19 protein-coding genes, 1 tRNA gene, 2 rRNA genes and 1 pseudogene are annotated in these 25,639 nt (G+C 54.8%); 11 read left to right on the top strand and 12 right to left on the bottom strand.

What is annotated here, in order from left to right; translation table 11 throughout:
- The first annotated feature begins 190 nt into the window (after positions 1-190).
- From KUD11_RS03805 to KUD11_RS03795, 3 genes are all read left to right on the top strand, one after another.
- A 23S ribosomal RNA gene (locus KUD11_RS03805) occupies positions 191-3,634 on the top strand.
- Positions 3,635-3,723: 89 nt separating this feature from the next.
- Positions 3,724-3,838: ribosomal RNA gene (gene rrf, locus KUD11_RS03800) — 5S ribosomal RNA — on the top strand.
- 58 nt (positions 3,839-3,896) lie between these two features.
- Positions 3,897-3,973: transfer RNA gene (locus KUD11_RS03795), tRNA-Met, on the top strand.
- 455 nt (positions 3,974-4,428) lie between these two features.
- On the opposite strand, the gene KUD11_RS03790 is transcribed toward KUD11_RS03795, so the two are convergent.
- The 12 genes and pseudogenes from KUD11_RS03790 to KUD11_RS03735 form a co-directional block, all read right to left on the bottom strand.
- Positions 4,429-8,292 carry an SIR2 family protein gene (locus tag KUD11_RS03790; protein WP_109386461.1) on the bottom strand — a complete coding sequence of 1,288 codons (3,864 nt, stop codon included), beginning with the start codon at positions 8,290-8,292 and terminating at the stop codon, positions 4,429-4,431.
- Positions 8,293-8,577: 285 nt separating this feature from the next.
- Entirely contained in the window at positions 8,578-9,756 is a 1,179-nt protein-coding gene (locus KUD11_RS03785) for a hypothetical protein (RefSeq protein ID WP_109386463.1), read from the bottom strand.
- A gap of 148 nt (positions 9,757-9,904) precedes the next feature.
- A complete protein-coding gene (locus KUD11_RS03780; RefSeq protein WP_109386465.1) occupies positions 9,905-10,129 on the bottom strand; it encodes a hypothetical protein in 225 nt (74 codons plus the stop codon).
- A gap of 131 nt (positions 10,130-10,260) precedes the next feature.
- Positions 10,261-10,500, bottom strand: a complete 240-nt coding sequence (locus KUD11_RS03775; RefSeq protein ID WP_109386467.1) for a helix-turn-helix domain-containing protein — start codon at positions 10,498-10,500, stop codon at positions 10,261-10,263.
- A gap of 90 nt (positions 10,501-10,590) precedes the next feature.
- Positions 10,591-11,322, bottom strand: coding sequence for a hypothetical protein (locus KUD11_RS03770; protein WP_146190857.1), 732 nt, complete (start codon positions 11,320-11,322; stop codon positions 10,591-10,593).
- A 106-nt stretch (positions 11,323-11,428) separates the two neighbouring features.
- Entirely contained in the window at positions 11,429-12,616 is a 1,188-nt protein-coding gene (locus KUD11_RS03765) for a tyrosine-type recombinase/integrase (protein WP_109386471.1), read from the bottom strand.
- A 482-nt stretch (positions 12,617-13,098) separates the two neighbouring features.
- A pseudogene (locus tag KUD11_RS03760) lies at positions 13,099-13,946 on the bottom strand (transposase); the annotation flags it as partial.
- 79 nt (positions 13,947-14,025) lie between these two features.
- Positions 14,026-14,466, bottom strand: coding sequence for a hypothetical protein (locus tag KUD11_RS03755; RefSeq protein WP_109386473.1), 441 nt, complete (start codon positions 14,464-14,466; stop codon positions 14,026-14,028).
- A gap of 28 nt (positions 14,467-14,494) precedes the next feature.
- Positions 14,495-14,605: a DUF2474 family protein gene (locus KUD11_RS03750; RefSeq protein ID WP_109386475.1), complete on the bottom strand. Its 111-nt coding sequence runs from the start codon at positions 14,603-14,605 to the stop codon at positions 14,495-14,497.
- A complete protein-coding gene (gene cydB / locus KUD11_RS03745; protein WP_109386477.1) occupies positions 14,605-15,606 on the bottom strand; it encodes a cytochrome d ubiquinol oxidase subunit II in 1,002 nt (333 codons plus the stop codon). Before cydB ends, KUD11_RS03750 begins: the two co-directional genes overlap by 1 nt.
- An 11-nt stretch (positions 15,607-15,617) precedes the next feature.
- Entirely contained in the window at positions 15,618-17,027 is a 1,410-nt protein-coding gene (locus KUD11_RS03740) for a cytochrome ubiquinol oxidase subunit I (RefSeq protein WP_109388267.1), read from the bottom strand.
- 31 nt (positions 17,028-17,058) lie between these two features.
- Positions 17,059-17,685, bottom strand: a complete 627-nt coding sequence (locus tag KUD11_RS03735; protein WP_109386479.1) for a peroxiredoxin — start codon at positions 17,683-17,685, stop codon at positions 17,059-17,061.
- A 111-nt stretch (positions 17,686-17,796) separates the two neighbouring features.
- On the opposite strand from KUD11_RS03735, the gene KUD11_RS03730 reads away from it, so the two are divergent.
- From KUD11_RS03730 to KUD11_RS03695, 8 genes are all read left to right on the top strand, one after another.
- Complete coding sequence (locus KUD11_RS03730) at positions 17,797-18,261, top strand: RrF2 family transcriptional regulator (protein ID WP_109386481.1); 465 nt, start codon at positions 17,797-17,799, stop codon at positions 18,259-18,261.
- Positions 18,258-18,932, top strand: coding sequence for a Crp/Fnr family transcriptional regulator (locus KUD11_RS03725; RefSeq protein WP_109386483.1), 675 nt, complete (start codon positions 18,258-18,260; stop codon positions 18,930-18,932). The genes KUD11_RS03730 and KUD11_RS03725 overlap by 4 nt, the downstream gene beginning before the upstream one ends.
- Before the next feature lie 84 nt (positions 18,933-19,016).
- Positions 19,017-19,229: a YgaP family membrane protein gene (locus KUD11_RS03720; RefSeq protein ID WP_109386485.1), complete on the top strand. Its 213-nt coding sequence runs from the start codon at positions 19,017-19,019 to the stop codon at positions 19,227-19,229.
- Positions 19,229-19,663: a YeeE/YedE family protein gene (locus tag KUD11_RS03715; RefSeq protein WP_109386487.1), complete on the top strand. Its 435-nt coding sequence runs from the start codon at positions 19,229-19,231 to the stop codon at positions 19,661-19,663. The genes KUD11_RS03720 and KUD11_RS03715 overlap by 1 nt, the downstream gene beginning before the upstream one ends.
- Before the next feature lie 3 nt (positions 19,664-19,666).
- The gene (locus tag KUD11_RS03710) at positions 19,667-20,104 is read left to right on the top strand and encodes a DUF6691 family protein (protein WP_109386489.1); all 438 of its coding nucleotides are present in this window, start codon (positions 19,667-19,669) and stop codon (positions 20,102-20,104) included.
- 18 nt (positions 20,105-20,122) lie between these two features.
- Positions 20,123-21,004, top strand: coding sequence for an MBL fold metallo-hydrolase (locus KUD11_RS03705; RefSeq protein WP_109386491.1), 882 nt, complete (start codon positions 20,123-20,125; stop codon positions 21,002-21,004).
- A 14-nt stretch (positions 21,005-21,018) separates the two neighbouring features.
- A complete protein-coding gene (locus KUD11_RS03700; protein ID WP_109386493.1) occupies positions 21,019-22,692 on the top strand; it encodes a bifunctional protein tyrosine phosphatase family protein/NAD(P)/FAD-dependent oxidoreductase in 1,674 nt (557 codons plus the stop codon).
- A gap of 55 nt (positions 22,693-22,747) precedes the next feature.
- Entirely contained in the window at positions 22,748-24,466 is a 1,719-nt protein-coding gene (locus KUD11_RS03695) for a SulP family inorganic anion transporter (RefSeq protein ID WP_109386495.1), read from the top strand.
- The last annotated feature ends 1,173 nt before the right edge of the window (positions 24,467-25,639 follow it).

Below are 25,639 nucleotides of genomic sequence, written 5' to 3'. Positions count from 1 at the left end.
ATCTCAAACTGAAACGAACAGAGTTGTCCAAGTCAAGTACACTAACCAAGCTTAATCCTGCACGGGATTAAGCATTGTCTAGTCACCACTGGTGGCTAGGCGGGAAAGTATGCTTTTGTTCTAGAATAAAGGTGGTGGTTTCTTACCAGCTTCCGTCACCGCGCAAGCTAGTCTTGCTTTTTCTGGATCAAATCAAGCGCGAAAAGGGCGTTTGGTGAATGCCTTGGCAGTAAGAGGCGATGAAAGACGTGATACTCTGCGATAAGCCATGGGGAGCTGAGAATAAGCTTTGATCCATGGATTTCTGAATGGGGCAACCCACCTGATACTGTGTTATTACTATCCTTCGGGATGGCTAATAATGCGGTAAAACAGGTACTTATAGACTGAATATATAGGTTTATAAGAGCAAACCCGGGGAACTGAAACATCTAAGTACCCGGAGGAAAGGAAATCAATTGATACTCCCCTAGTAGCGGCGAGCGAACGGGGACCAGCCGAGCCTTGAGTGTGAATAGAACGTGTTGGGAAGCACGGCCATAGTGGGTGATAGCCCCGTATATGAAGCATGATAGGACGTATTAAGTAGGGCGGAACACGTGAAATTCTGTCTGAAGATCGGAGGACCACCTTCGAAGGCTAAGTACTCCTTACTGACCGATAGTGAACCAGTACCGTGAGGGAAAGGTGAAAAGCACCCCGACGAGGGGAGTGAAACAGTACCTGAAACCGAACGCCTACAATCAGTCGGAGCTTGACTGGACTCTAATGACAATCTGCTTCATCACACATGTGAAAACACATGGGGGATGAAACATGTCAGATCTAGCATTCATTACGGACGGAACCTTTGGGGTTCTGTTCATTCTTGCCGGCATCATTGATGCAGGTGTGAATCACTGTGGTAATGAAGGGTGCCTGGCGAAAAATGATGTCCAAGCCTATAACAGCATCTCTGTTGGAGCTACGACGTTCCAAGAGAATGAGGTTGGCGAGGAAATCTACTTTCGCCGTGACACCAGTGTCGCTTCTGGTCCGTTTCAATGGATCTATGGCGCATCTGCAACCAGCGATGGAGAGCTTTGGGCTGGCCTTGGCCAAGCCCTGACATACTCCACACGCAATGATCGGTTTTATACTCAACTACACTCAATGATTGGCCTTTATGAAAAGGGCAGTGGAGTGGATTTAGGTGGACCGATCGAATTTAGATCTGGGATCGAGTTCGGATATCAAAACAAAGTTGGCACGCGTATGGCCATCAGCTTTGATCACCGCTCGAATGCAGGGATCTACAGCCTGAACCCCGGTCTTGAGACCGTTCAGTTCAGAGTGTCTATCCCAACAAAATGATTGTTATCAGTGTCCAGTCTTGTGACGGCGTACCTTTTGTATAATGGGTCATCGACTTAGTGTATCTAGCAAGCTTAAGCCGTTAGGTGTAGGCGTAGCGAAAGCGAGTCTTAATAGGGCGAATGAGTTAGATGCATTAGACCCGAAACCGAGTGATCTAGGCATGACCAGGTTGAAGGTTAGGTAACACTAACTGGAGGACCGAACCCACACCTGTTGAAAAAGGTCGGGATGAGTTGTGCCTAGGGGTGAAAGGCCAATCAAACTCGGAGATAGCTGGTTCTCTGCGAAAACTATTTAGGTAGTGCGTCATCCGAATACCCTCGGGGGTAGAGCACTGGATGGGTAATGGGGCCCCACAGGCTTACTGATCCTAACCAAACTCCGAATACCGAGAAGTACTAGATGGCAGACAGACTGCGGATGCTAACGTCCGTAGTCGAGAGGGAAACAACCCTGACCTACAGCTAAGGCCCCTAATTCATGGCTAAGTGGGAAAGCAGGTGGGACGACCAAAACAACCAGGAGGTTGGCTTAGAAGCAGCCATCCTTTAAAGATAGCGTAACAGCTCACTGGTCTAAATAAGTTGTCCTGCGGCGAAGATGTAACGGGGCTCAAGCCATGAGCCGAAGCTTAGGATGTGCAGTAATGCACGTGGTAGCAGAGCGTAGTGTGACATAGTTCCATGTCTCTTTAGTGACCTCGGTCATTACGGAGACAAGGAGCTTTCGATGAAGCGGGCGCGTGAGCGATCCCGTGGAGAGATCACTAGTGAGAATGATGACATGAGTAGCGACAAACAGTGTGAGAGACACTGTCGCCGAAAGTCCAAGGGTTCCTGCTTAAAGCTAATCTGAGCAGGGTAAGCCGACCCCTAAGGCGAGGCCGAAAGGCGTAGTCGATGGGAACCAGGTTAATATTCCTGGGCCAGATGGAAGTGACGGATCGTGAAGATTGTTCACCCTTATTGGATTGGGTGGGCCGTTAATCGGTTCCTGGAAATAGCTCCATCATGAGATCGTACCCTAAACCAACACAGGTGGACTGGTAGAGAATACCAAGGCGCTTGAGAGAACGATGTTGAAGGAACTCGGCAAAATACCTCCGTAAGTTCGCGAGAAGGAGGCCCAGTTTCTACGCAAGTATTGGCTGGGGGCACAAACCAGGGGGTGGCGACTGTTTACTAAAAACACAGGGCTCTGCGAAGTCGCAAGACGACGTATAGGGTCTGACGCCTGCCCGGTGCCTGAAGGTTAAAAGGAGGGGTGAGAGCTCTGAATTGAAGCCCAGGTAAACGGCGGCCGTAACTATAACGGTCCTAAGGTAGCGAAATTCCTTGTCGGGTAAGTTCCGACCTGCACGAATGGCGTAACGACTTCCCCGCTGTCTCCAACATCGACTCAGCGAAATTGAATTACCTGTCAAGATGCAGGTTTCCCGCGGTTAGACGGAAAGACCCCGTGCACCTTTACTACAGCTTCGCACTGGCTTCAGACACAACATGTGCAGGATAGGTGGTAGACTTTGAAGCAGGGACGCTAGTCTCTGTGGAGTCGCCCTTGAGATACCACTCTTGTTCTGTTTGAAGTCTAACCGCGGTCCGTTATCCGGATCCGGGACCCTGCGTGGCGGGTAGTTTGACTGGGGCGGTCGCCTCCTAAAGCGTAACGGAGGCGCGCGAAGGTTGGCTCAGAGCGGTCGGAAATCGCTCGTTGAGTGCAATGGCAGAAGCCAGCCTGACTGCGAGACTGACAAGTCGAGCAGAGTCGAAAGACGGCCATAGTGATCCGGTGGTCCCGAGTGGAAGGGCCATCGCTCAACGGATAAAAGGTACGCCGGGGATAACAGGCTGATACTGCCCAAGAGTCCATATCGACGGCAGTGTTTGGCACCTCGATGTCGGCTCATCTCATCCTGGGGCTGGAGCAGGTCCCAAGGGTACGGCTGTTCGCCGTTTAAAGAGGTACGTGAGCTGGGTTTAGAACGTCGTGAGACAGTTCGGTCCCTATCTGCCGTGGGTGTAGGATACTTGAGAGGAGTTGCCCCTAGTACGAGAGGACCGGGGTGAACGTTCCACTGGTGGACCAGTTGTCGTGCCAACGGCAGTGCTGGGTAGCTATGAACGGACAGGATAACCGCTGAAGGCATCTAAGCGGGAAGCCCCCCTCAAAACAAGGTATCCCTGAGAGCCGTGGTAGACCACCACGTCGATAGGCCAGAGATGTAAGCGCAGCAATGCGTTCAGTTGACTGGTACTAATTGCTCGATAGGCTTGATTTGATCCAGTAAAAGCCAGACTTTTACAGGACGATCAAAAGCATACACACCAACATGCGTAGTTGACTTGGACGATTAAGGAATTTTCTCGGTTTGGTGGTCATAGCACAAGCGAAACACCCGGTCCCATCCCGAACCCGGCCGTTAAGCGCTGTCGCGCCGATGGTACTGCGTCTTAAGGCGTGGGAGAGTAGGTCACCGCCAAACCTAGTAAATTCCTTGATCGATTGTATCTCTCTACGGTGTTCTAAATACCACCAAGTGTCGCGGGATGGAGCAGCCCGGTAGCTCGTCAGGCTCATAACCTGAAGGTCGTAGGTTCAAATCCTACTCCCGCAACCAAATTTACCAAACAATATCAGTGCGTTACGGCCTGTCTTTAGGGGTGGCTTTTGGCGTTGCTGCAGCGCGTGGAAGCACTGTGGAAGCAGCCGATGCGAGAAACCTTGTGTGACAACACAGCAACGCTAGCGCCACCGGCGGGAAATCCGTTCCCGGATCAAGACACCGGCAATGTCTCGGCCATTCAGCAAGCGACAGCTTCCAATCCATCGGTCCTAGCTGTGTCCGCCCGTGAGGCTGCAAGTGACGCGTTGCCCTGAAACCAATTCCTTCATGCGGCGTGTAGCGTCCCCCAGCCCACAAGCCCCTTTCACAGACGGCCCAGAGCTGCCGTTCGACATGCTGTCACGATGCTGCGGTGCGGCCCGTCGAACCGGAAATTCGCTGCGCCCCGAGATAATTGTGTGATCGGAAGTCAGGAGCGTGGGACCCTGTTGGCGTTTGGCGTCGATTAGTCATCTTGAGTTCCAGCGCCGATTCAGTTCCACCCATCTAGGGTCCACTCGAAGGGGTGGAACGGCAACGGCAATGCGCTCTATGGTTGCGTCTATCTCGTAGGGCCAACTATTCGCATCTTCCGGCAGGGCCAAGTGCAGGATTTCAAGTACGCGCTCCGGGTGCTTATCAACAATGTTCCCCTCGCCGCGCCGGATAGAAGGCAGCATTATGTGATCGCGTTCGATCTTGCTTATCAAAGGCAATATCGCGTCTGAAATAGCGATGAAGCTATCTTCATCAGAGAATGCAAGTTCGATCAAGCGAGCCGAATTGTGGGGTGTCCGGGCCGCTTTTTGAATGGGCCAAACTTGGCGTAGGAAACGTTCTCGGAGTGGCTTCCAAAACTCTCCACTATCGCCGTCCTCTTTGCTCCACCGCTCAAGTTGCCACAACACGCGAGACCGAAAACGATCCCCTGCATCGAACAAGACCTGGCGGAACTCGTCGTCGGAAATGCGTTCCGCGCCCGTCTTTGGATCAGGGCGACCCCAGCTTGCCAGCACCAGTCCGGCTAGCTTGTCACGGTTGCTCCGCTCCTCGTACGTCTGACCAGCAGCTTTCGCCAACAAGTGAGGCTTCAAGACTTGAAACAGGTCAAAGCTAGGAAGGTCTCGCGCACCCCAAAGATAGCCGGTCCACCAAGCTTCCAAGGTTTCAGCGTTGTTTGTTCGCAGGACAGAAAGCAGCTTTTCTTTCGTCCATTCGGAGTCGACATAGTGGAACCAGTTCAAGAGGTAGCTACAAAAGACTAGAGCGAAGTGGCCATTGTCTCCGGGTAACGTCAACGCAGCCTCAACCATAGTGCGCCATTCAGCGGGTAGCCCTTGGTTTTCTTCAAGGTCTTTGCGGCGCGGATCGTGATATAATGCTTGGGCGATTTTCCCCGCAGGCGAGTTTAGAGATTCTGTCGCCCAATCGGGGTCGCGATTGCCGCGAACAACACCAGAGCCACCCGCGTCTGGATTGTCGGTCAGGAGGCAGATTAGGCGCGTAGCCAACCGCTCAAAGGTGGGAACGCATTCGTCAGGCAGCTTTGCGGTGGTTGAGAGAAACCACTCGGACACAGGGAATAGGATGCCCAGCAAGGCTTCATCGTCCGCAGAAATGACAAGTTCGGCTATAAATTTCTTTAAGCGGCTATTGTCGTCTTTTCGGTTCTCCGAATGCAGAAAGCGCCGCCAAGCCCATTCCGGGTACTCGCTGCGCTTGGCTTCCAGTCGCAAGGCAGACAACGCCATGATTGGATGGCTCGCGCACAAACCCGCGAATGGATCGTAGTCAACGAGTGCCAGCCCGGTTCGTCCGCCAATTTCCTTTGCTTTTGCTAGCACGTTAGATAGCGGCTCTGACAGAAGACCGCTATGTTCTGTTTCGGTACGTACCGTTCCGCCACGGCTTTCCCACGAACGATCGGCATTTTCGGCATGTTCCGGCGACCAATCGGGGGCTGCGTTTTGAAGCCGTCTAATTTCTTCGTCGTAATTGACGTTCAGGTTGCATCCCTTCGAACGAAGCCAATGAAGGCGTTCGGCGATGTCCCAAGCGCACCGCTGAACGAATTCGTGCTCCGCCTCGTTTTCCCAACGTTCCCGGCCTTCTAGGATACGCTCTTCGATCCGTCTTGTTGCGGGTATTGGCAGTGTTGCCCAGCGCTCCAGCAAAGTAAGCAACAGGTCACGCTGGTGCCGGATGTTCCAAAACGCATCACGGCTAACCAACTCAAAGAAGTCGTTGAAGTCCTCGTTGGGAACCAGCGCTTCGAACCGGCTTGCCCATATCCGCAACCGGGCAAACACGTTGTCGTCGTCTGTGGGCCATGTCGAGGCTTCCCTTCGTGCTTTCTCAACGTCCAGTTCCACAAGCCGTTCGAACAGGGTGGCATAGGACAACACAGCACCAGTAAACCCTTCATTGCGTGCATAGTCGCTTATGTCGGGGTCGTCCGAAGGCATGATTGGCGGAATGTCCAGCCACCTGTAGTGCCGACGCTCAGTCTCTAACTGAATTCCAATATCCAGATTGCGCTTCAAGGCCGAAACAACACCGGGCAACCATTCATCTGGTATGGCGATTTCGGGGCTGTCTTCTGTGTAAGCCAAATCCAGAAGGATCAAATCGCCAAGGCTCGTTTCATCATTGGTCTGTGGTGCGACGGTAGAGCGGAAATAGTTGTGTCCAGCCGTCATACGTGGCCGCGAAAGCTTCTCGTACTTTCGAACCGTTGTACTGTTCCAGCCCACAACTTTGATTTCATCCGCAAAGCGGTACCAATCAAGGCGGTCTGCATCTGTTCCGGCTCGCCAGTGGTCGAAAAGATAGTGCCAAGCGTGGAGAATGTGCGGGGCGCAATCAGCGTTGGTCCTTTCCAAGTTCCATCGAATCTGTTGCTGAATGCCGCCATGCAAGCCGCTTTGCCGTGCGCCCCACCATACGGCAGCATTTTGATTGGCGACCTTTCCAACCCAAAGCCCGAGGATGCCGAGCCTATCTGGCAGTGGCCCAGAGTAGAGGGACTGGCCGCCGCGCATAGTTGTAATGTGTTCGTCCCGCAGTTCCTTGCGGTCCCGACGGTTAAGCGCGAAAGCACCCCACGCCGTCGTTGGAGTCTCGCGTTTCGGATTGAAGTCCTCCGGATTTATCGGAGTGGGAGTGGGGTCACTCGCCAATCCATAGAAGGAAAATGGGTCAACTACTTTTCCTTCGTCCTCGCCGGATCGAACTACGTCCGGCCTTGAATAGCGAATTGAGCTATCAAAGACACAAAGCCACGTGGCTGGCGCAAGCGGATCACTTTCAAGAAATTTGCGTGCGCCCTCTTTAGTCGAAACCAAGTGCGCGACTTGTTCGCGTTCGAAAGGCGAAAGGCCTTCGGGGCCGTGCTGGGCCATCGCTATGGTCTTTACCTGCCAACCTTCCGGGTCTTTGGCGCGCCGAGCCCATTCCTCAAGGGTATCCCACAAGTTTGCGTAGTCGTCCTTGGAGAACGGGATTGCGGTCACACCCTTGTGTTCCCAGCGGGACGTCGCATCGTCCGCATCACCCGACTGAAAGGCGTAGACCTCATCCAACCGTCCGTTTGATTTGTTCAGGGCCTCCAGCAGATATTGTACTGGAGGGTCGTCCGCGTTGTAGCCAACGAACACCACGGAATAGTGATCGATCACATCTTTGAAAAAGCGGGTTGCCCAACCTTCTGCAAGGTATGCACGCCCGAATTCAGCGCTCGACAAAACGAACCCATCGTCCTCAGCCCCATCGTAGTCACCCTTCGCACGGCCATGCAGATAGACGATCCCATGAAAGTCCCCCGGTCTTGCCGGGTCGGGTAGCCTTGGCGGCTGCCACACCTTCAATCCTCGCCCGCAATCATCAAACAATCGGTCAAAGTTTGTCGTGACTAGCTTCGTTACACCATCCTTGGTCGTGGCAAGGTCCAGCAGAATTTCATGTGCCGACAGGTCCACACCCTTCTCAGGGTCGAAATCCCTCACCTTTTGGGGGTCAAGAGCTTGCGCAACGGCGGACTCAATGTCTCTTTCAAGGAAGTCGCGCTCAAGTAGACCGAAAACGCGGTCGGCTGAAATCAAACCCGGAACGCCGGTCTGCTTTTCCACTCTATTGATTTCGGCGAGAACCTTCGCGGCAAGAGAGTCGTCTTCGACGCGCAGTGCGTTCAGAACGTCTTTCGATAAGCCCCCGAAATCCGGCAGATTCGCTTTCGCCCGTGAAACACCCGCACCACAGAAGAATACGACTCGGCCTTCATCCAGGGCCAGAAGCAGTTCATCTGGTATGTCCGGACCACCTTCAATGAACTGCACTAGTCAATCCGCCCATCTCTCTCCCAGGTTGCCCAACAAAGCATGCTCCGCTCTGTAATTGATATTGCCTCAGCGTAGGATAGCAAAGCTGAAAGGTCCACTTTTCCATGGGCTGCTACCGAATGTTGCGAATGCAGCGAAGGTCCGGAATCCGCCCATAGTGGAGGTCGGTGGACTGCCGATAAAAAGGGCCGCGCAGTTGCCTTCTGGCAAGTGCGTGGCCTTTGGGCGGCTTGACTTCGATGGTGACGGGCGGTGAGAGCTACCGCCCGAGCCGAAGCACGCTCAGCCCCCTTCCTGCTCCGGCCCAGCGTTCTTATTCGCCGGAGCGATAAACACATACCGATCCCGCGCCGCGCGTAGTTGCTTGGCTGTGTGTTCTGGATTAGCCTGCACCTCGCTTTGAAGCGCACTGGCGGTGTCCCCAAAGAACCGGGGCAGATCATCAATCTCAACCCCCTCAAGCGCTGCCAGCGTGATCGTGCTGCCCTTAATGTTCTTCAGAAGCGTGCTGATGTGGTGCGCGCGCTGCACCTCTTTGAGCGGGTTCGGGTCTGACCCTTCGAACATCTCGATCAGATCAGTGTTGATCTCCCCCATCGCAGTCTCCCAAATGAGGTGATTGGGCCAGCGCGCACGGTTGCTGTCGCTGGGAGCCGGGTCGGTGTAGCGCACCACTTTGCCCGTCTCAAAGGACATATCGCCAAATCGGGTGAACAGGTCCTCCCATGTGCGGATATCCCAGCGGTCCTTCAGCAGGTCCTTACCCGCGCGCAGCTCGACCCGCCAGATGCGCAGATCAGGCGTTTCCGGCCCAATCAGGGGCTGCCCTTGAGCTTTGCGCGTCTGGTTCCAGATAAACCACCAATGAGGCTTGTGTGTCTGGATCACCTCGGCGCGTTTATCATAGACGATCACCTGCCGGGCGCGCGGGCTGCCGATGGTCACAGACGTCACGCGCCCCGATTTACCCGACACCTTCATATCCGCGTTGGCGATGTGATCGCGTCGGTTTGTGCTGGAATGCATCACGAACTGTTCCGGATTGAGGGCAAAGTCCGCCGCAGCCAAGATATCCACGCAGTAGTCCACGCGGGAGATGCTGTAGTCCTCTGGCCGGGTTCGGATGCCCAACCGCTCTAGCACACCCTCCAGATGCGCCTTAGCCGCGCCAAGGCCCTGCGTTGCCATGAAGGTTGATCCAAGCGTGACACGGATGCCCCACGGGTCATTTGCGTTGGGCTTCTTGAACGCCCATTGCGCGCCCATGGGGCCGCCATTGGCAATGAAGCGATACCCGGCCCCGCCATGGCCCTTGAGGTGCAGAGGGACATCATTCAAGCCGATCAGAATATCCTGCCCCTCTGCCTCGGCTATTTCCTTCTGTGCCTCCAGATACTCAAACACCTCAGGCGGGATGTTGGCCTTGATCGCGACGGTCAGAGTGTCAAACCCACGATGCAAAACCTGATAGCTGTCAGGGTGGTCTGTATTTCCAGAGGGGGGTGCTACTAGGACCCCCCTTTGCCCTCGACGTTGGGCGCGTGCATCATAGGTGCCTCCGGCGGGGTAGCTACTGTTTTGGGGCCGGGGCGTGGCCCCGGCATTGATGTTATTGCTGTGCATGATTGATTTTCCTGCTGATCCAGATTTCGGCGCGCTCGGCGCATTTGGCGATGTTGAGAAGGTCGGAATGCGAATAGGTGGCGGTGTTCTGCCACTCTCCTTCGCTGTTGCGATACGCTCGGGACATATCGACGGAATAGAAACCGTCATTGTCCCACACAGTCGCCGTGATAAGGCCCAGCCGGACCTTGTAAGCGGGTTGATTGGCCATGTGTTCCTCCTTGGATGCTTGGCATTGCGGCAGACATAGGAAGGGCGCGAGATGCGTTTACCCCGCGCCCCTTTTTGAGCCATCCGGCCCCAAAATCCCCTGAGGTGCTACCAACCCCTCAGGGGCAAAACTCAATGTTGCGAAGTGTGTTGCCGCCTGCGGCCTTCTGCCCATTCGCGAAGATCGCGGCGGCGATAGCGCACGGAGCGGCCCGGCTTGTAGAAATGCGGGCCGAAGCCTGTGACGCGCCATTTCTGCAAGGTGCGTATGCTTTGGCAGAGGTAATCCGCTGCCTCGGTTTCGGTGATAAACCCGTCCCAGAAGGTTGAAGGGGGTTTGCCTTGGTCGTGTGTGGTTGGCTGTAGTTGCATTGTTCGATCCCTGTTTGCGCTTCGATGCGTTGAACTTGGATCAGACGCCGACCAAAAAAAATGCCAATAAAATAGCATAGAGTTTATTGTTTATTGTTTATTGGGTTTCTTCAAGGCATTGAAAAAAGGAGAGAAATGCAGTCTGATAGTTTCGGGATTTATGTACGCCGGTGGTACTTTCAGGTCTGGATGGTTCAATTCTAGCCATTCCCTGATCAGCGGGTAATGAGACATTTGGGACGCTGTAGGGTCAACCTTTCCGGCTTCGTTTAGAGCGTAGAATGCCGCTTCGATGGCGTGCCTAACCGTTGGCCGCCCTTGTGGCTGGACGGGCGTCTTGTCGACATTCCCACGCTCTAGGATTTCATTGCGAATGCGGTTTGTGGTGAGCCGCACCTCTACAAGCTTTATGCTCTCAAAGGTTAGCGTGTTGTTTTCCCAGTCGATGTGACCGGACCAAGCACTTTTGGGGATAGCGACCGGGACCGCGTTCAGTGTTCTTGGCGGCTCGAAGCCAAAACCGTGCAAGTGGCCGTCTTTAATGAATTTCAAGATGCCCTGTTGCAGCTTGGTCTGATGGGCTGTGCGCTCTCTCAATATTTTCTGAGTGCCTGCGAATACCTGTGTGATCTTGGTGGAAAAATCAGCGTCAATTTCTGATACCGCCTTGGCCCCTTCTGAAAGCGCGTCCATCGCAGAGGTCTCCATAAGGGCTTTCCACCTCTGCCGATCTTGAGCTTTTGAAAACGTCAGCCAAGCCTGCCATAGTGGGTAGCTTGCACGCCAAAGCCTAAGGAGCTGCTCATCGGAAATCTTGGTCAAGGTGGCCTCACTGTCTGACTGCTATTCCTACCGTAGCCTAGGGAATATTTCCGGCCATTTGGAGGGGCCAATTCCCTACGTTACGATACGTAGGGTATCGGCTTAGCTATTTCACAACCCGAAGGCCCAGTTCTGTAACGTATCCTGATCCTACGAGATTGCTCAATCGGTCTGCGTTCTCTTCCGCCGCGCGCCTTACAGGATCATCGGCCAGATGCGCATAACGCATGGTGGTCTGTATCTGGGTGTGGCCTAGCAAGCGCCCAACCATCTGAATCGGCATGCCCGAAGAAACCGCGTTCGATGCGTAGGTATGGCGCAGATCGTGAATGCGCACATCATCAAGGCCCGCCCGCTCTCGGATGCGCCGCCACGGGTGTTGTAGGTCGGTGGCATAGCGGCCCGGCACCTTGCCCGCGATAACGTAAGGGTTGTCAGGTAGCTGGGGCAGGACGCTCAGGACCGCTCTGGCGGCTTTGGGCAAGGGAATGCGCCGCGCACCGGTCTTGGTGTCTGGCAGCTCCATTCCCTGATCAGTGATAAAGCCCCATTGCAGGGTTTGTATCTCGCCCAAGCGACAACCTGTCAAAATCAGCAATCGAAAGGCGGCGACGATGTAAGGCGTTTCCGATCCGTCGCGTTCCGCCTCCGTCAGCGCTTGCCCGAGGTTTTGCAGCTCGTACTGGCTCAGATACCGTTCCCGCTTCTCCTCGCGGTATTTTGGCACGTGACGGCACGGGTTTGACCCGTCCGGACGCAGGCCCCAGACCTCCGCTAGATTGAACATCTTGGACAGGACGCCAAGCACCCGGTTGGCCTGATAGGGTTTGCCGCGCATTTTGTGGTGCAGCTCGGACACGTCACGGCGTTCCACATCGACGACTTTGAAATTGCCAAGCGCCGGATTGATGAACAGATCAATTGCGCGGCGATACTCGCTTTGCGTGCTGGCTTTGCAGCGGTGCTGCACGTGGTCTTTGAAAAACCGCTCGCATAGGGCGGCGACGGTGGGCGCGCGGCGATGCTGGGCGATCTCTTCAACCGGGTTCTCGCCCTTGGACAGCTCGCCCATGATTTCCTTGGCGCGGTTGCGGGCTTGGTCGGCGGTGATATTGCCATGCCGCCCAATAGACGCGCGGCGTGTGCGCCCGCCTTTGCGATACTGCACCTGATAGGTCTTGGTGCCGGACGGCATGACACGGACGCCAAATCCTTTAATCTCGCTATCCCATTCGAAATAGCCTTTGTCGCGGATGGCGAACCCGTCAACGCTTCGCTTGGTCAGCTTTGGCATGCTCTATCCCTCAGTCTTGCCCCGATCTGTGGAAGCACAGTGGAAGCATTTGAACGCAAATCACGGGGTAAGGCGTAGAACCCAAGCGCAACGCGCGTCAATGAAGAATGAGCGATTCCAATAAGATAGGGTAGATGAGCGCAATCCGGCGAACCACGTAGAAAACGCCTAGAGGTGACTCATAACCTGAAGGTCGTAGGTTCAAATCCTACTCCCGCAACCAAAAATAACGAACAATCATAAAATATTAAAGGCAAGGTTGGCGCAACTGTCGGCTGAGGCGTTCCCCGATCAAGACACTGGCGATGTCTCGGCCATCCTGTCAGCGGCAGCTTCTGATCCATCGGTCATAGCTGCGCTTTCTTGTGAGGCTGCAGGTGACGCGTTGCCTCGAGACCACCCCCATGCGCCGCGTCGCGTCGTCCCCAGTAATGCCCTTAACCTGTTCCCCTTTGAGTCTGCTGATTTAGGTTAGCTCTGTTCAGGTTTTGGTCTTCCTGCCACTTCAGGATGGCGTCCGAAGTCAGTTCTGTGCCGTTGCCACTGGCCACCATGCAGGGGTATCCGCGCATTTCAGCGATCCAGCCCAATTCACGGTGGAAGTCGTCGATCACGTTCAGGGTCCGGAACCGACGACCACACGACAGGCTGCTGACACAAAGTCTAAGCTCCACTGTTGCTTCGGCCCCTGCGGGATCGTCATCGGTGTTCTGGTGCCCACTGCACGCTTGCGCCCGCCCCGTTTACGGACGGTCAAGCCTTCTTCGCGATAAATCGGGTACAGCTTCTTCCAGTTCACCTGCTAGCCTTCACGCTTCAGCACTATGTGCAGACGGCGATAGTCAAATCGCCGCCGTTCAGACGACAGTTCTTTCAAACGACTGCGCAGCTCAGTGCCCGCAGGGCGCTTGGATGTGCGGCGATAAACACGCGGATCGATACCCGCCAATGCAGAGGCTCGCTTTTGGGTATATCGCTTTTCTTTCACGGCTCAGGCCGCAGCATCGCGTCGCGATCTGGGCCTCAAAATTTTTCCCCAGTATCTCTTTCAACGTCGACACATCCACTCTCGAGATATCGCTACGCGATACCCTGCCGTGCAGTGCATCATGTGCTCAGCCAGCAACGTCTTCAGCTTGGCATTCTCCGCCTCAAGAACCTTCAGATTCCTCGCATAGGACACTTCCATGCCGCCATACTTGGACCGCCATTTGTAAAAGGTTACATCGCTGATGCCATGCTTGCGGCACAGCTCCTTTGCACCAAGCGCCGCCTGATGCTCCCTCAATATCCCAGTGATCTGCTCTTCACTAAAACGGCTTCTCTTCATCGTCTGTCTCCTCGTTCGACAACAAGCTGACTCAAAGTACCAGATTTTTAAGGGGAGCAGGTCAGCGCGCCCAAATTCGTTAGAAGCTCATGATCGTTGTGTTGGCGCTCACAATATCGGCCCCCATTGCGTCCGGCGCGGCAGCGGTGACACCTTCAATAAGCACAGAAGCATCTACGCCTTTGCCGGGTAGATAGATCGCACAAACCTGAACCTTCAGGTTCTTTTGAGCCATCAGCATTTTCATCAAACCTTGCGGACTGGCGTCTTTGGGGGGCTGGCCTGCTGTCGCGGAGGCGGGCGCGTCGGCGAGTGCGATGTCACCGGCTGGACCGCAGAGTAATATCTTTGCCTCTGCGCCCGCGTTTATGGCGTTCATCGTGAGGACCATCGCCATCAATTGTGTTTGTGGCTCCGCCGAGGTCAGGATCGTGATCAGTTTGTTGGGATCCTCCGCATGAGCCGCGCTTGTGATGCCGAGCGACAGTGCCGCGGCTGCAAAAGTTCTCAAGATACGCATGTTATACTCCTTGGTTGGGTTGAAGAAATCAGGTGTGAATGGCCCATCGGATTGCATAGGCGACGACCCCGAGGGTTGCGATGCTTGCGAGCCAGATTGCAATGAACCATCCGAGTTTTCGCACCGTTGTATAAGCCATCAATGATACCCCTCTTCGGGATCGATTTTGCCGCGAAAGACCCAGTAGGCGTAGGCGGTATAGGCAAGGATCATGGGGACCAGAACGAGTGTTCCGACCAGTGCAAACCAAAGGCTCTCATCCGGGGCGGCAGCCTCTTTGATGGTGAGGCTCGGGGGCACAATATTGGGATAGAAACTGATGCCGATCCCGATAAAACACAGCACGAATATGCTGAGTGCTGCGAGAAACGGCTGCCCGTCTTTGCCTGCATTCAGCCCGGTGAACAGCGCCCATGCGGCCGCGATAACGGCTCCGGGCATAAGAACGCTCAAGATACTACCGGGAAGGTTCAGCCAGCGTTGAAAATACTCGGGGTCCTGAAGCGGGGTGAGGAGGCTGACAAGGGCGATAAAGACCAGCGTGCCCGCCCCAAGATACCATGCATAGTTTTGCATCCGACGTTGCAAAGGGCCTTCGGTTTTCAGGATGATCCACGTTGAACCAAGCAGGGCATATCCGACGATGACGGCCACGCCGGTCAGTAAGGAAAACACACTCAACCAGTCCCACCAGCCCCCCGCATACGCGCGGTCCGCAACTTCGATCCCCTGCACCAGTGCGCCCAGCGCGATGCCCTGCATGAACGCTGCAACGAGTGAACCACCGAAAAACGCTACATCCCAGACGGGCTTCCAGCGCTCTGTCCGCCAACGGTATTCGAATGCAACGCCACGGAAAATCAGCGCCAGGAGCATCAGGATGACTGGCATGTAAAGTGCGGGCATGATGACCGCATAGGCCAGTGGGAAGACGGCAAACAGGCCCCCTCCGCCCAGTACCAACCAGGTCTCGTTGCCGTCCCAGATTGGGGCGATCGAGTTCATCATGGTGGCCTTTTCCCGCTCTCCGTCAGCGAGCGGGAAAAGGATGCCGACCCCAAGGTCAAATCCATCGAGGATCACATAAGTCAGAACTGCAAATGCGATGATCCCAGCCCAAATAAATGAAAGTTCAAACATTGTATGGCTCCTTATTCGCCGGGGGTTGCATCAGGGCTGGTTTGCATGATTGGCGTGATGCCTGCGGTTCTGATCGGGCCGTCCTTGAGCACGGGGTCAGGGATTCCAACAGCAGCATTCATCATGCGCAGTAGATAGAACGTGCCTGCACCAAACACGAAGAAGTAGACGACGATGAATGCAATCAGCGATGCGGCGACAGCGGGGGCCGCAACGGGCGCGAGGCTGTCTGATGTGCGCAGCAGGCCGTAGACAGTAAACGGCTGGCGCCCGACCTCTGTTGTGATCCAGCCTGCGAGGACGGCCACAAAGCCCATCGGTCCCATCGCGATTGCGGCGCGGTGGAGCCAGCGATCCTCGTAAAGCCGCCCGCGTATGCGGCGCCAAAGGCTCCATGCGCCAAGGCCCAGCATGGCAAAGCCGAGGCCAACCATGACACGAAAGCTCCAGAAAACGATTGCGACGGGCGGCTCATCTGCGTCGGGGACCGTGTCGAGGCCATCAAGCGGCGCGTTCCAGTCGTGTTTCAGGACGAGGCTGGAGAGATTTGGAATCTCGATCGCGTAATCAATGCGCTTGTCCTTGGCGTTTGGAATACCAAACAGGATGAGTGGCGCGCCATCGGGGTGGCTATCATAGTGCCCTTCCATCGCCATGACTTTTGCGGGTTGGTGTTCCAGCGTATTGATGCCGTGGAAATCGCCTGCCAGAATTTGGAGTGGTGCCACGATGATCAGCATCCACATCGCCATCGAAAACATCCGCCGTGCCGGCGCGTCATCCTTGCGGCGCAACAGGTGCAGCGCGCCGACACCGCCCACAACGAGCGCGGTGGTGAGGTATGCGGCCAGAACCATATGGGTCAAGCGGTAGGGGAAGGACGGGTTAAATACGATCTGCCACCAGTCCTCGGGCACGAATTGACCAAGTGCGTTGATGCCGTAGCCGACAGGGGTTTGCATCCAGGAATTGACCGACAAAATCCATGTAGCGGACATAAGCGTACCAAAGGCCACCATTGCGGTGGCAAACATATGCAGCCTGTCACCCACACGCGCGCGACCGAACAGCATGATGCCCAGAAATCCTGCCTCAAGGAAGAAGGCCGACAGAACTTCATAGGCCATGAGTGGCCCAAGGATTGGTCCTGTTTTATCCGAGAAGACGGACCAGTTGGTGCCGAATTGATAGGACATCACAATGCCCGAAACGACACCCATGCCGAACGCCACGGCAAAGATTTTCTTCCAGTAATTGAACAGCGCCAGATACGTCTCGTCCCGTGTTTTCAACCACAGCCCGTTCAGCACCGCGAGGTAGCTGGCAAGACCGATCGAAAACGCAGGGAAGATGATATGAAACGACACTGTAAATGCAAATTGCATGCGTGCCAAAGTCTCTGCGGTGAAGCTGTCGAACATGGATGCCTCCATCCGATAAGGAATGGTTGAGTTAGAGTTTTACGGTGCGCAAATATGGGCGGATGGTTCGAAAACCTTGTGGGAATGCAGCTTTTGCATCTGCATCGCTGATTGATGGAGGGATGATGACATCTTGTCCCGGCACCCAATCTGCGGGCGTTGCAATGTGGCGTGTGTCGCTTGTTTGCAATGCATCAATAACCCGCAGGATTTCGTCAAAATTACGGCCCACGCTCATTGGGTAGGTCATTGTCAGGCGGATCTTTTTATTGGGATCAATGATGAAGACCGAGCGCACTGCGGCAGTCTCGCTCTCGCTGGGGTGGATCATGTCATAGAGCTTGGCGATGCCCAGATCAGCGTCGGCGACAATCGGGAACACAAGGTTTGTGTTCTGCGTGTCGTTCACATCCGCGATCCATTTTACATGCTCGGCCACAGTGTCGGTTGACAGGCCAATTGGCTTGACTCCGCGCGCGGCAAACTGTTCAGCGAGTTGTGCGGTCCGGCCCATTTCTGTTGTGCAAACAGGTGTAAAATCTGCGGGGTGGCTAAAGAAGAATGCCCAATCTGCGCCGATCCAATCATGAAATTGAATAGGGCCAGTGGTGGTGTCCGCATGGAAGTCGGGGGCGGTATCGCCGATTCGAAGGCTCATTTTCACATATCCTACATTTGAAATAGTGGTTTTATAGAGGACCTGTTAAGTGAAGGTGTTTGCAAAAGCAATACTTTTAATGTATCTTTGATTGGGGCAGAGGATACATGTATGAAACTGACAAGCTACACGAACTACGCTATGCGCTCTTTGCAGCTTGCAGCTCTGAAGTCGCCCAACCTTGTGCGGATTGATGATGTGGCGAAAATCCATAATCTGTCGCGCCCCCACATCATGAAGATCGTCCACGAGTTGGGCCGGGCCGGATATCTGGAAACCGTTCGGGGGCGTAATGGCGGATTCCGTCTTGCCCGTCCGGCGGATGAGATTGTGATCGGTGATGTGGTGCGTATTACCGAGGGCCCACTGGATGTGGTCGAGTGTTTCAATCCTGAAAAGAACACCTGCCCGCTGATTGGTATCTGCGTTTTGTCAAAGAAGGTGCAAGAAGCGACAGCCGCCTTCATGGCCGTGCTGGATGATCTGACAGTTGCCGACATTGCCGCCAATCGGGCTCAGTTGATGGATCGCATTGCACCTTTGGAAGTGCCGAGATTTGAGAAAGTGGCGCAATGACGGATAAGGCGCAATGGGTTGAGTGGTTTCCCGGGTTATCGCGGCTTGATGCGCCCACCAAGCAACTCCTTTTGACGCGTAGCACGATTGTGACAGTCCCTAAAGACACGACTATCTTTGGCCCCGGCAATTCACCGGAAAATATGTTGTTCCTTTTGGATGGAACTGTGCGTGTGCAACAAGTGTCCGACACAGGGCACGAAATCGTCCTCTACCGGATCGAGGCGGGGCAAAGCTGTGTGCTGACCACGGCGTGTTTGCTGGCTTATGATGCTTACTCGGCTGAGGGCATTACGGAAACACCCGTCGACGCCGCTGCCATTCCACGCGGAGTATTTGATGATCTGGTGTCAGGGTCAAAACCGTTTCGAGATTTCGTATTTGCTGCGTTTTCCAAGAGGATCACAGACCTGTTTTTGATGATCGACGAGGTCGCGTTTCAGCGTCTCGATGTGCGCCTTGCCGACAAACTTATCAAACTTTCAGGCGGTGCGGATATGGTAGCCACGACACACCAGAAGCTCTCGGTCGAACTTGGCACGGCACGCGAAGTTATCTCGCGCCAGTTGCAGGAATTCCAGCGGCGTGGATGGATCGCACAAGCCCGCGGTAGCGTCAGCCTGCTGGACCGTATGCAGCTTCAGCAACTGGCAGATCACAACGCCTCATAATTTTTGAATGTTTGGTGACAATGTCACCAAGAGTATGTCCCTCAAAGAACTATCCTGAATATAGCTTAAACAGGAGATACAAAAATGACTGCGAATCTTGGAAAAATCGACCGTGTACTTCGGCTTGTCCTTGGCATCGTTTTGCTGGCTGCCCCCTTCATGAGTGGCTTTGGTGTGTTTGAGGGCGGCGCAGCAACGATCATCAGCGTCATCGTCGGCTTTGTCATGATTGGCACATCCGCCATGAAATTCTGCCCGATGTACCGCATCTTTGGCATCCGCACCTGCAAGCTGTAATGTTTGAGACTGCATTCACACTGTTTCAATCGCTTGGTGGCGGGGCCTTGATTGGCCTCGCGGCGGTTCTCTTGATGGTCACGCTGGGGCGCGTCATGGGGGCCACCGGAATTCTGGCGGGTCTGTTACAACCGGTAAGTCTGCTTGACTGGTCGTGGCGCGCGGCGGTTTTGGCGGGCATGATTTCGGGGCCGGCAGTGGTGCTGGTCCTTACAGGTCAAATGCCTGCAGTGCAGGTGCCGGTGTCGACCACCATGCTGGTCATCGGCGGGTTTATCGTCGGGATTGGTGTGACGTTCGGGGCGGGCTGCACGTCCGGTCACGGGGTGTGCGGCATGGCACGCCTGTCACCCCGCTCCATCGCGGCGACCCTCACCTTTATGATCACCATGGGGCTCACGGTTTACGTGATCCGCCATATTCTGGGGGCCTGACCGATGCGATTGATCCTTACGTACTTTATCGGCCTGATCTTTGGTGTGGGTATTGCGGTCTCCGGCATGGCCAATCCGGCCAAAGTCATCAACTTTTTCGACGTCGCGGGTACGTGGGACCCAAGCCTTGCATTCGTCATGGGCGGCGCATTGATCGTGACGGCACTAGGCTACCGTTTCGTTCTGAAGCGCCCTGCGCCCATGATGTCCGCCAGCTTTCAACTGCCCACGCGGCGCGATCTTGACCCGATGTTGATCTGTGGATCGGCCCTGTTCGGTATCGGCTGGGGCATCGCAGGCTTTTGCCCCGGTGGCGCGCTGCCCGCGCTCGGCACAGGCCACAGCCAAGTTTTCATTTTTGTCGCAGCACTGATCGTGGGCATCTGTGTTGCCAAGGTCTTGCAGGCGACACTTACCAAACGCGCAAGCGCCCAAGCTTAAACCGAAGGAGAAACCCAGATGACCTATCCAGTTAATATGTCCGTTAAACCCGACGTTTCCGCCCATTTCGACGAGGCGACCAACACGATCACTTATATCGTGAAAGACCCGAACAGTGCTCATTGTGCGATCATCGACAGCGTCATGGATATTGATTACGCGGCGGGCCGGATCACCTATGAGGCTGCCGATCGGCTGATAGCTGAAATTCAGTCGCGTGGCCTGATGTTGGACTGGATTATCGAGACCCATGTTCACGCCGACCATCTAAGTGCCGCCCCTTATATTCAGGACAAGCTGGGCGGTAAAATCGGCGTTGGTGAGAAAATCTTGGTGGTTCAGGAAACCTTCGGAAAAGTCTTCAACGAAGGCACCGAATTTCAGCGGGATGGGTCCCAATTTGACGCGCTGTTCAAGGATGGCGACACCTATATGATTGGCGGAATGCAAGCCTTTGCGATGTATACGCCCGGCCATACCCCGGCGTGCATGGTGCATGTGGTGGGCGATGCTGCCTTTGCGGGCGATACATTGTTTATGCCCGACGGCGGGTCGGCGCGGTGTGATTTCCCCGGCGGTAGTGCGAGCGAGCTCTATGACAGCATTATGAAGGTTCTCTCACTGCCTGACGAGACGCGCCTGTTCATGTGCCACGACTATGGCCCCAACGGCCGCGCGATAGAGTGGGAAACCACCGTGGCAGCCCAAAAAGCCGATAACATCCACGTGGGTGGCAGCAAAACCCGCGAAGATTTCATCAAGTTTCGAACCGAGCGTGATGCAACCCTCGACATGCCCAAACTGATCATCCCGTCTTTGCAGGTGAACATGCGGGCGGGCGAAATTCCGACAGATGCCGATGGAAACAAAATGCTGAAAGTACCGGTCAACGGTATCTAAAGGGAAAACCGACTATGGAAACCAAAGCACTCACGGCTGGCCTTTCAGTCAGCGCGCAGATCATGCCTGACGATCTCAAAGCGATCAAGGACGCGGGATTTCGCGCCATTATTTGCAACCGTCCAGACGGGGAAGGGGTCGATCAACCCAACTTTGATGAAATCGCAAAGGCCGCACGTGAGCTCGGTCTGGAAGCGTCCTTCCTTCCAATCGTGTCTGGCAAGGTGAGAGACGAAGACGCGACCGCGTTCGACGCAGCTCTCACTGAATTGCCCGGCCCAGTGCTGGCCTATTGCCGTACCGGCACACGCTCGGCCACGCTTTGGTCGTTGGCTCAATCCGAGCAGCGCAGCCTTGCCGATATACTCGCGGCGACCAAGGCCGCAGGATATGATATGGTCGGTGTTGTGCGCCGGATCGTCAATGGTGGCAAAACACCAACTGACACCGGCGATGCAAGCTACGCAGTTGTGATTGTCGGCGCGGGTGCAGGGGGCATTGCCGCCGCGGCCAGCCTGAAATCACGCAAACCGGGCCTTGAGATCGCGATCATTGATCCGGCGGACATCCATTATTACCAACCCGGTTGGACAATGGTGGGCGGCGGCATTTTCAATGCTGAGCAAACTGCGCGCACTATGGGGTCGTTGATCCCGAAAGGCGTGCATTGGATCAAATCCGCTGTTGCCGCTTTCGAGCCTGAAAACAACGCTGTGATCCTCGACGGGTGCCGCGTCGTGAAATATGACCGCCTGATCGTCTGTCCGGGCATCAAGCTGGATTGGAACAAGGTCGAAGGCCTTGTCGAGACGCTTGGCCATAACGGTGTCACCTCCAACTACCGCTATGATCTGGCCCCTTATACATGGCAGTTGGTTGAGCGCATGAAGCAAGGCCGCGCAATCTTCACGCAGCCCCCGATGCCGATCAAATGCGCCGGTGCGCCACAAAAGGCGATGTATTTGTCTGGTGACGCGTGGCATCGGCGTGGTGTTTTGAAAGACGTCGACATTCAATTCAACAACGCGGGCGGCGTGTTGTTCGGGGTCAAAGACTATGTGCCTGCCTTGATGGAATACGTCAAAAAATACGGCGCGCATCTGAACTTTTTCCACAATCTGGTGGCCGTTGATGGCGCGGCGAAAAAAGCGTGGTTCGATGTGGCCAAGCCCGACACTGCTGTTGAGCGCATCGAGATGGAATTCGACATGATGCACGTGTGTCCGCCGCAAACTGCACCCGATTTTATCCGCGTCTCGCCCCTTGCGGATGCGGCGGGTTGGATCGACGTCGATCAGACGACCCTGCGCCACAAGACCTATGACAATATCTGGTCGCTGGGCGATGTGATGAATGCGCCAAACGCCAAAACGATGGCTGCCGCCCGGATACAGGCACCCGTCGTCGCCGAAAACATCATCAACGATATCCGAGGCAAAGCACCTTCCGCGCAATACAATGGCTATGGGTCTTGCCCGCTAACGGTTGAGCGCGGCAAGATTGTTCTGGCCGAGTTCGGTTATGGTGGCGTGATACTGCCCAGCTTTCCCAAGGCTGTCATCGACGGGACAAAACCCAGCCGCGCGGCGTGGTTCCTCAAGGAAAAGATGCTGCCACCGATCTATTGGAAAGGCATGCTAAAGGGGCGCGAGTGGATGGCCAAGCCAGAGAAACTCACTGCTAACTGACGCAAACCTTGTCTTTTGCACGTGTTGCAGAGGGCCCTAAGCATCTGAGAACCGAATGAAAAACGATCTGGCGCGGTATCTGCCCATCCTCAAGTGGGGGCGAGACTACAATCGTTCTGCATTGTCGGGTGACCTTGTCGCCGCCTTGATCGTGACGATCATGTTGATCCCGCAATCGCTCGCTTACGCCCTGCTCGCCGGTCTCCCACCGGAGGCAGGGCTCTACGCGTCCATCGTCCCAATTATGCTTTATGCGGTGTTCGGAACCAGCCGCGCACTGGCGGTCGGCCCCGTCGCCGTCGTATCCCTGATGACCGCCGCAGCGCTGAACAATATTGTCGAACAGGGCACTATGGGCTATGTAATTGCCGCCCTGTCACTGGCAGGCTTATCGGGCGTTATGCTATTGGCCATGGGGCTGTTTCGCCTCGGGTTTATCGCGAATTTCCTGTCGCATCCGGTGATCGCAGGTTTTATCACCGCGTCTGGCATCATCATCGCCGTCAGCCAGTTAAAACATATCCTCGGGATTGATGCGCATGGGCATAATCTGTTGGAGCTGATCCTTTCCCTTGGTGCGCACCTGTCTGAGGTCAACTGGATCACTGCGATCATCGGCGTGCTTGCTACAGGGTTTCTGTTCTGGGTGCGCAAAGGTTTGAAGCCGTTGCTTGTTCGCCTCGGCGTACCGTCCGGCCTGACTGGTATTTTGGTGAAGATCGGCCCTGTCTTTGTCGTCGTTGCCACGACCCTTGCTGTCTGGGGCCTCGGTCTCGCCGATAACGGTGTCGCAATCGTCGGGGAGGTCCCGCAAAGCCTGCCGCCTCTGACGCTCCCGTCGTTTTCTCCAGATCTGTTGGGGCAACTTCTTTTACCCGCGTTTCTGATTTCGATCATTGGTTTTGTAGAATCCATTTCGGTGGCACAAACCCTTGCGGCCAAGAAACGGCAGCGGATTGATCCGGATCAGGAATTGATTGGCCTTGGTACCGCAAATATCGGCGCGTCCCTGACGGGCGGCTTTCCGGTGACTGGCGGCTTCTCACGGTCGGTCGTGAACTTTGACGCGGGTGCCGAGACCCCCGCCGCAGGCGCATTCACTGCTATCGGCTTGGCGATTGCGGCGCTTGCTCTCACGCCTTTGATCTTCTTTCTGCCCAAAGCGACTTTGGCTGCCACTATCATCGTCGCCGTCCTCAGCCTTGTGGACTTCTCAATTCTGAAACGCAGCTGGGCCTATTCCAAGGCTGACTTTTCGGCAGTCCTCGCTACGATCCTGATGACCCTCGCGCTGGGCGTAGAGGCGGGTGTGTCGGCGGGTGTCGGCTTGTCGATCTTGCTGCATCTCTATAAATCATCCAAGCCCCACATCGCCGAAGTCGGACAAGTTCCTGGTACAGAGCACTATCGCAATATCCTGCGCCACGATGTGATCACTGATCCAACCATTGTGACGTTGCGCGTGGATGAAAGCCTTTATTTTGCGAATGCCCGCTTCCTCGAGGATAAAATCCACAACCGCGTGGCGGGTGATAAAAATATCCGCCATGTGATCCTGCAATGCTCCGCAATCAACGAAATCGACCTGAGCGCACTAGAGTCGCTCGAGGCGATCAACGAGCGGCTGCGCGAAATGGATGTCCAGCTGCACCTCTCCGAAGTCAAAGGCCCGGTGATGGACCGCCTGAAGCGAGGGCATTTTCTGGAGCAGTTGACAGGACAGGTTTTCCTGTCGCAGTTCGAGGCCGCCAAGGAAACGGGTTTAGATCTTTGAGCAGGGCCACTTTGGGAAATTGTCGAAATTGAAAAAAATAATGGGTGAGCAACGGTGCGCGCCCTTCGGTCACCAGCAATAATGCAATATATCAAGGCCTAGAGCCCCGTGGGGTGCTTTTTGCGTTTAACGTTAAGATCCGGAGGCTCCGGCAACGCGCTAAGAAAAAAGGTCTGGTTGTGTTGGGGGGCATTGTATGGCGCAGGCTTGAAAAGTTTGCTTGCCCCGCAAGATTTGGGATGACCGGCTCCTGAGGGGTCCTCATTCATAACGAGAGCTTGCAGGTTTGGATTTCATATTCTTCGCCGTCAGATCGCTTGATCGCATTGACATGCTTCCCAGATATCGAGGACTCATATCCTGCTGAAGCGAGAATACCTTGCTGCTGCTGTGGTTGATTACGCCCCTCTTGGGTGCTCATGTTACTCGTGTACTGGGTGGATCTCTGGGATGCGTGGATATCCCTACGTGGTGGTCAGCGACAATGCGATTGAGCTTACGTCTAATGCGATCCGGAAACGGCGGGAAAACCGCCAGGTCGGGTGGTATTTGAGGAAGCCGTTGGTGAATAGGATGAGTCTCTTTGTGAGTGCATTCAACCATCAATAAACCAAGATTTAAAGTAGTGCTCCTTTTGCTATTGTCCGATCGTACGCGAGGGTCACGACGGCAGCCAGGAAAACACCTCGTTAAGAATGAAGAGCCATATTAATATACTGAAAAACAGAAGTGGAATTATCCACCAACTGCTCATCTTGCGAATATTGTCGTCATCAGAGATACAAAAAAACTCGGCGTCACTATGAACGGAGAAGCCGACGACGGAGGTGCTTGGATCATAATCAAATGCATCCTCTCTAGGATCTTCGGTAATTGGCACGTACCGTCTACGCATTGTGAGGCCTCTCCGCTGATATTTTGCAGTAACATTGTCGCATGGAAGATTAGCATCTTCATTGGGTGAGAGATTGATTTATTGATTTTTATATAAAGCTTATATGAAAAATATGATCATAAGATAAGCTTGGCGTCATAAGACATAATAACCTCTTCAGTCATTTGTTAAATTCCCTGTTGTTATCCCTGAGAGCGTCTTCTTTTACGGCTAGTGTTTTCGGTTAAGAATTCTCCAGCTGAGGGAGGGATAGAAATACCTTAAGGGTATAAGTTTTA

The sequence above is a fragment of the Roseovarius carneus genome (assembly GCF_020141465.1).
GTDB lineage: Bacteria > Pseudomonadota > Alphaproteobacteria > Rhodobacterales > Rhodobacteraceae > Roseovarius > Roseovarius carneus.
This window is presented reverse-complemented; position numbering and strand designations above follow the sequence as displayed.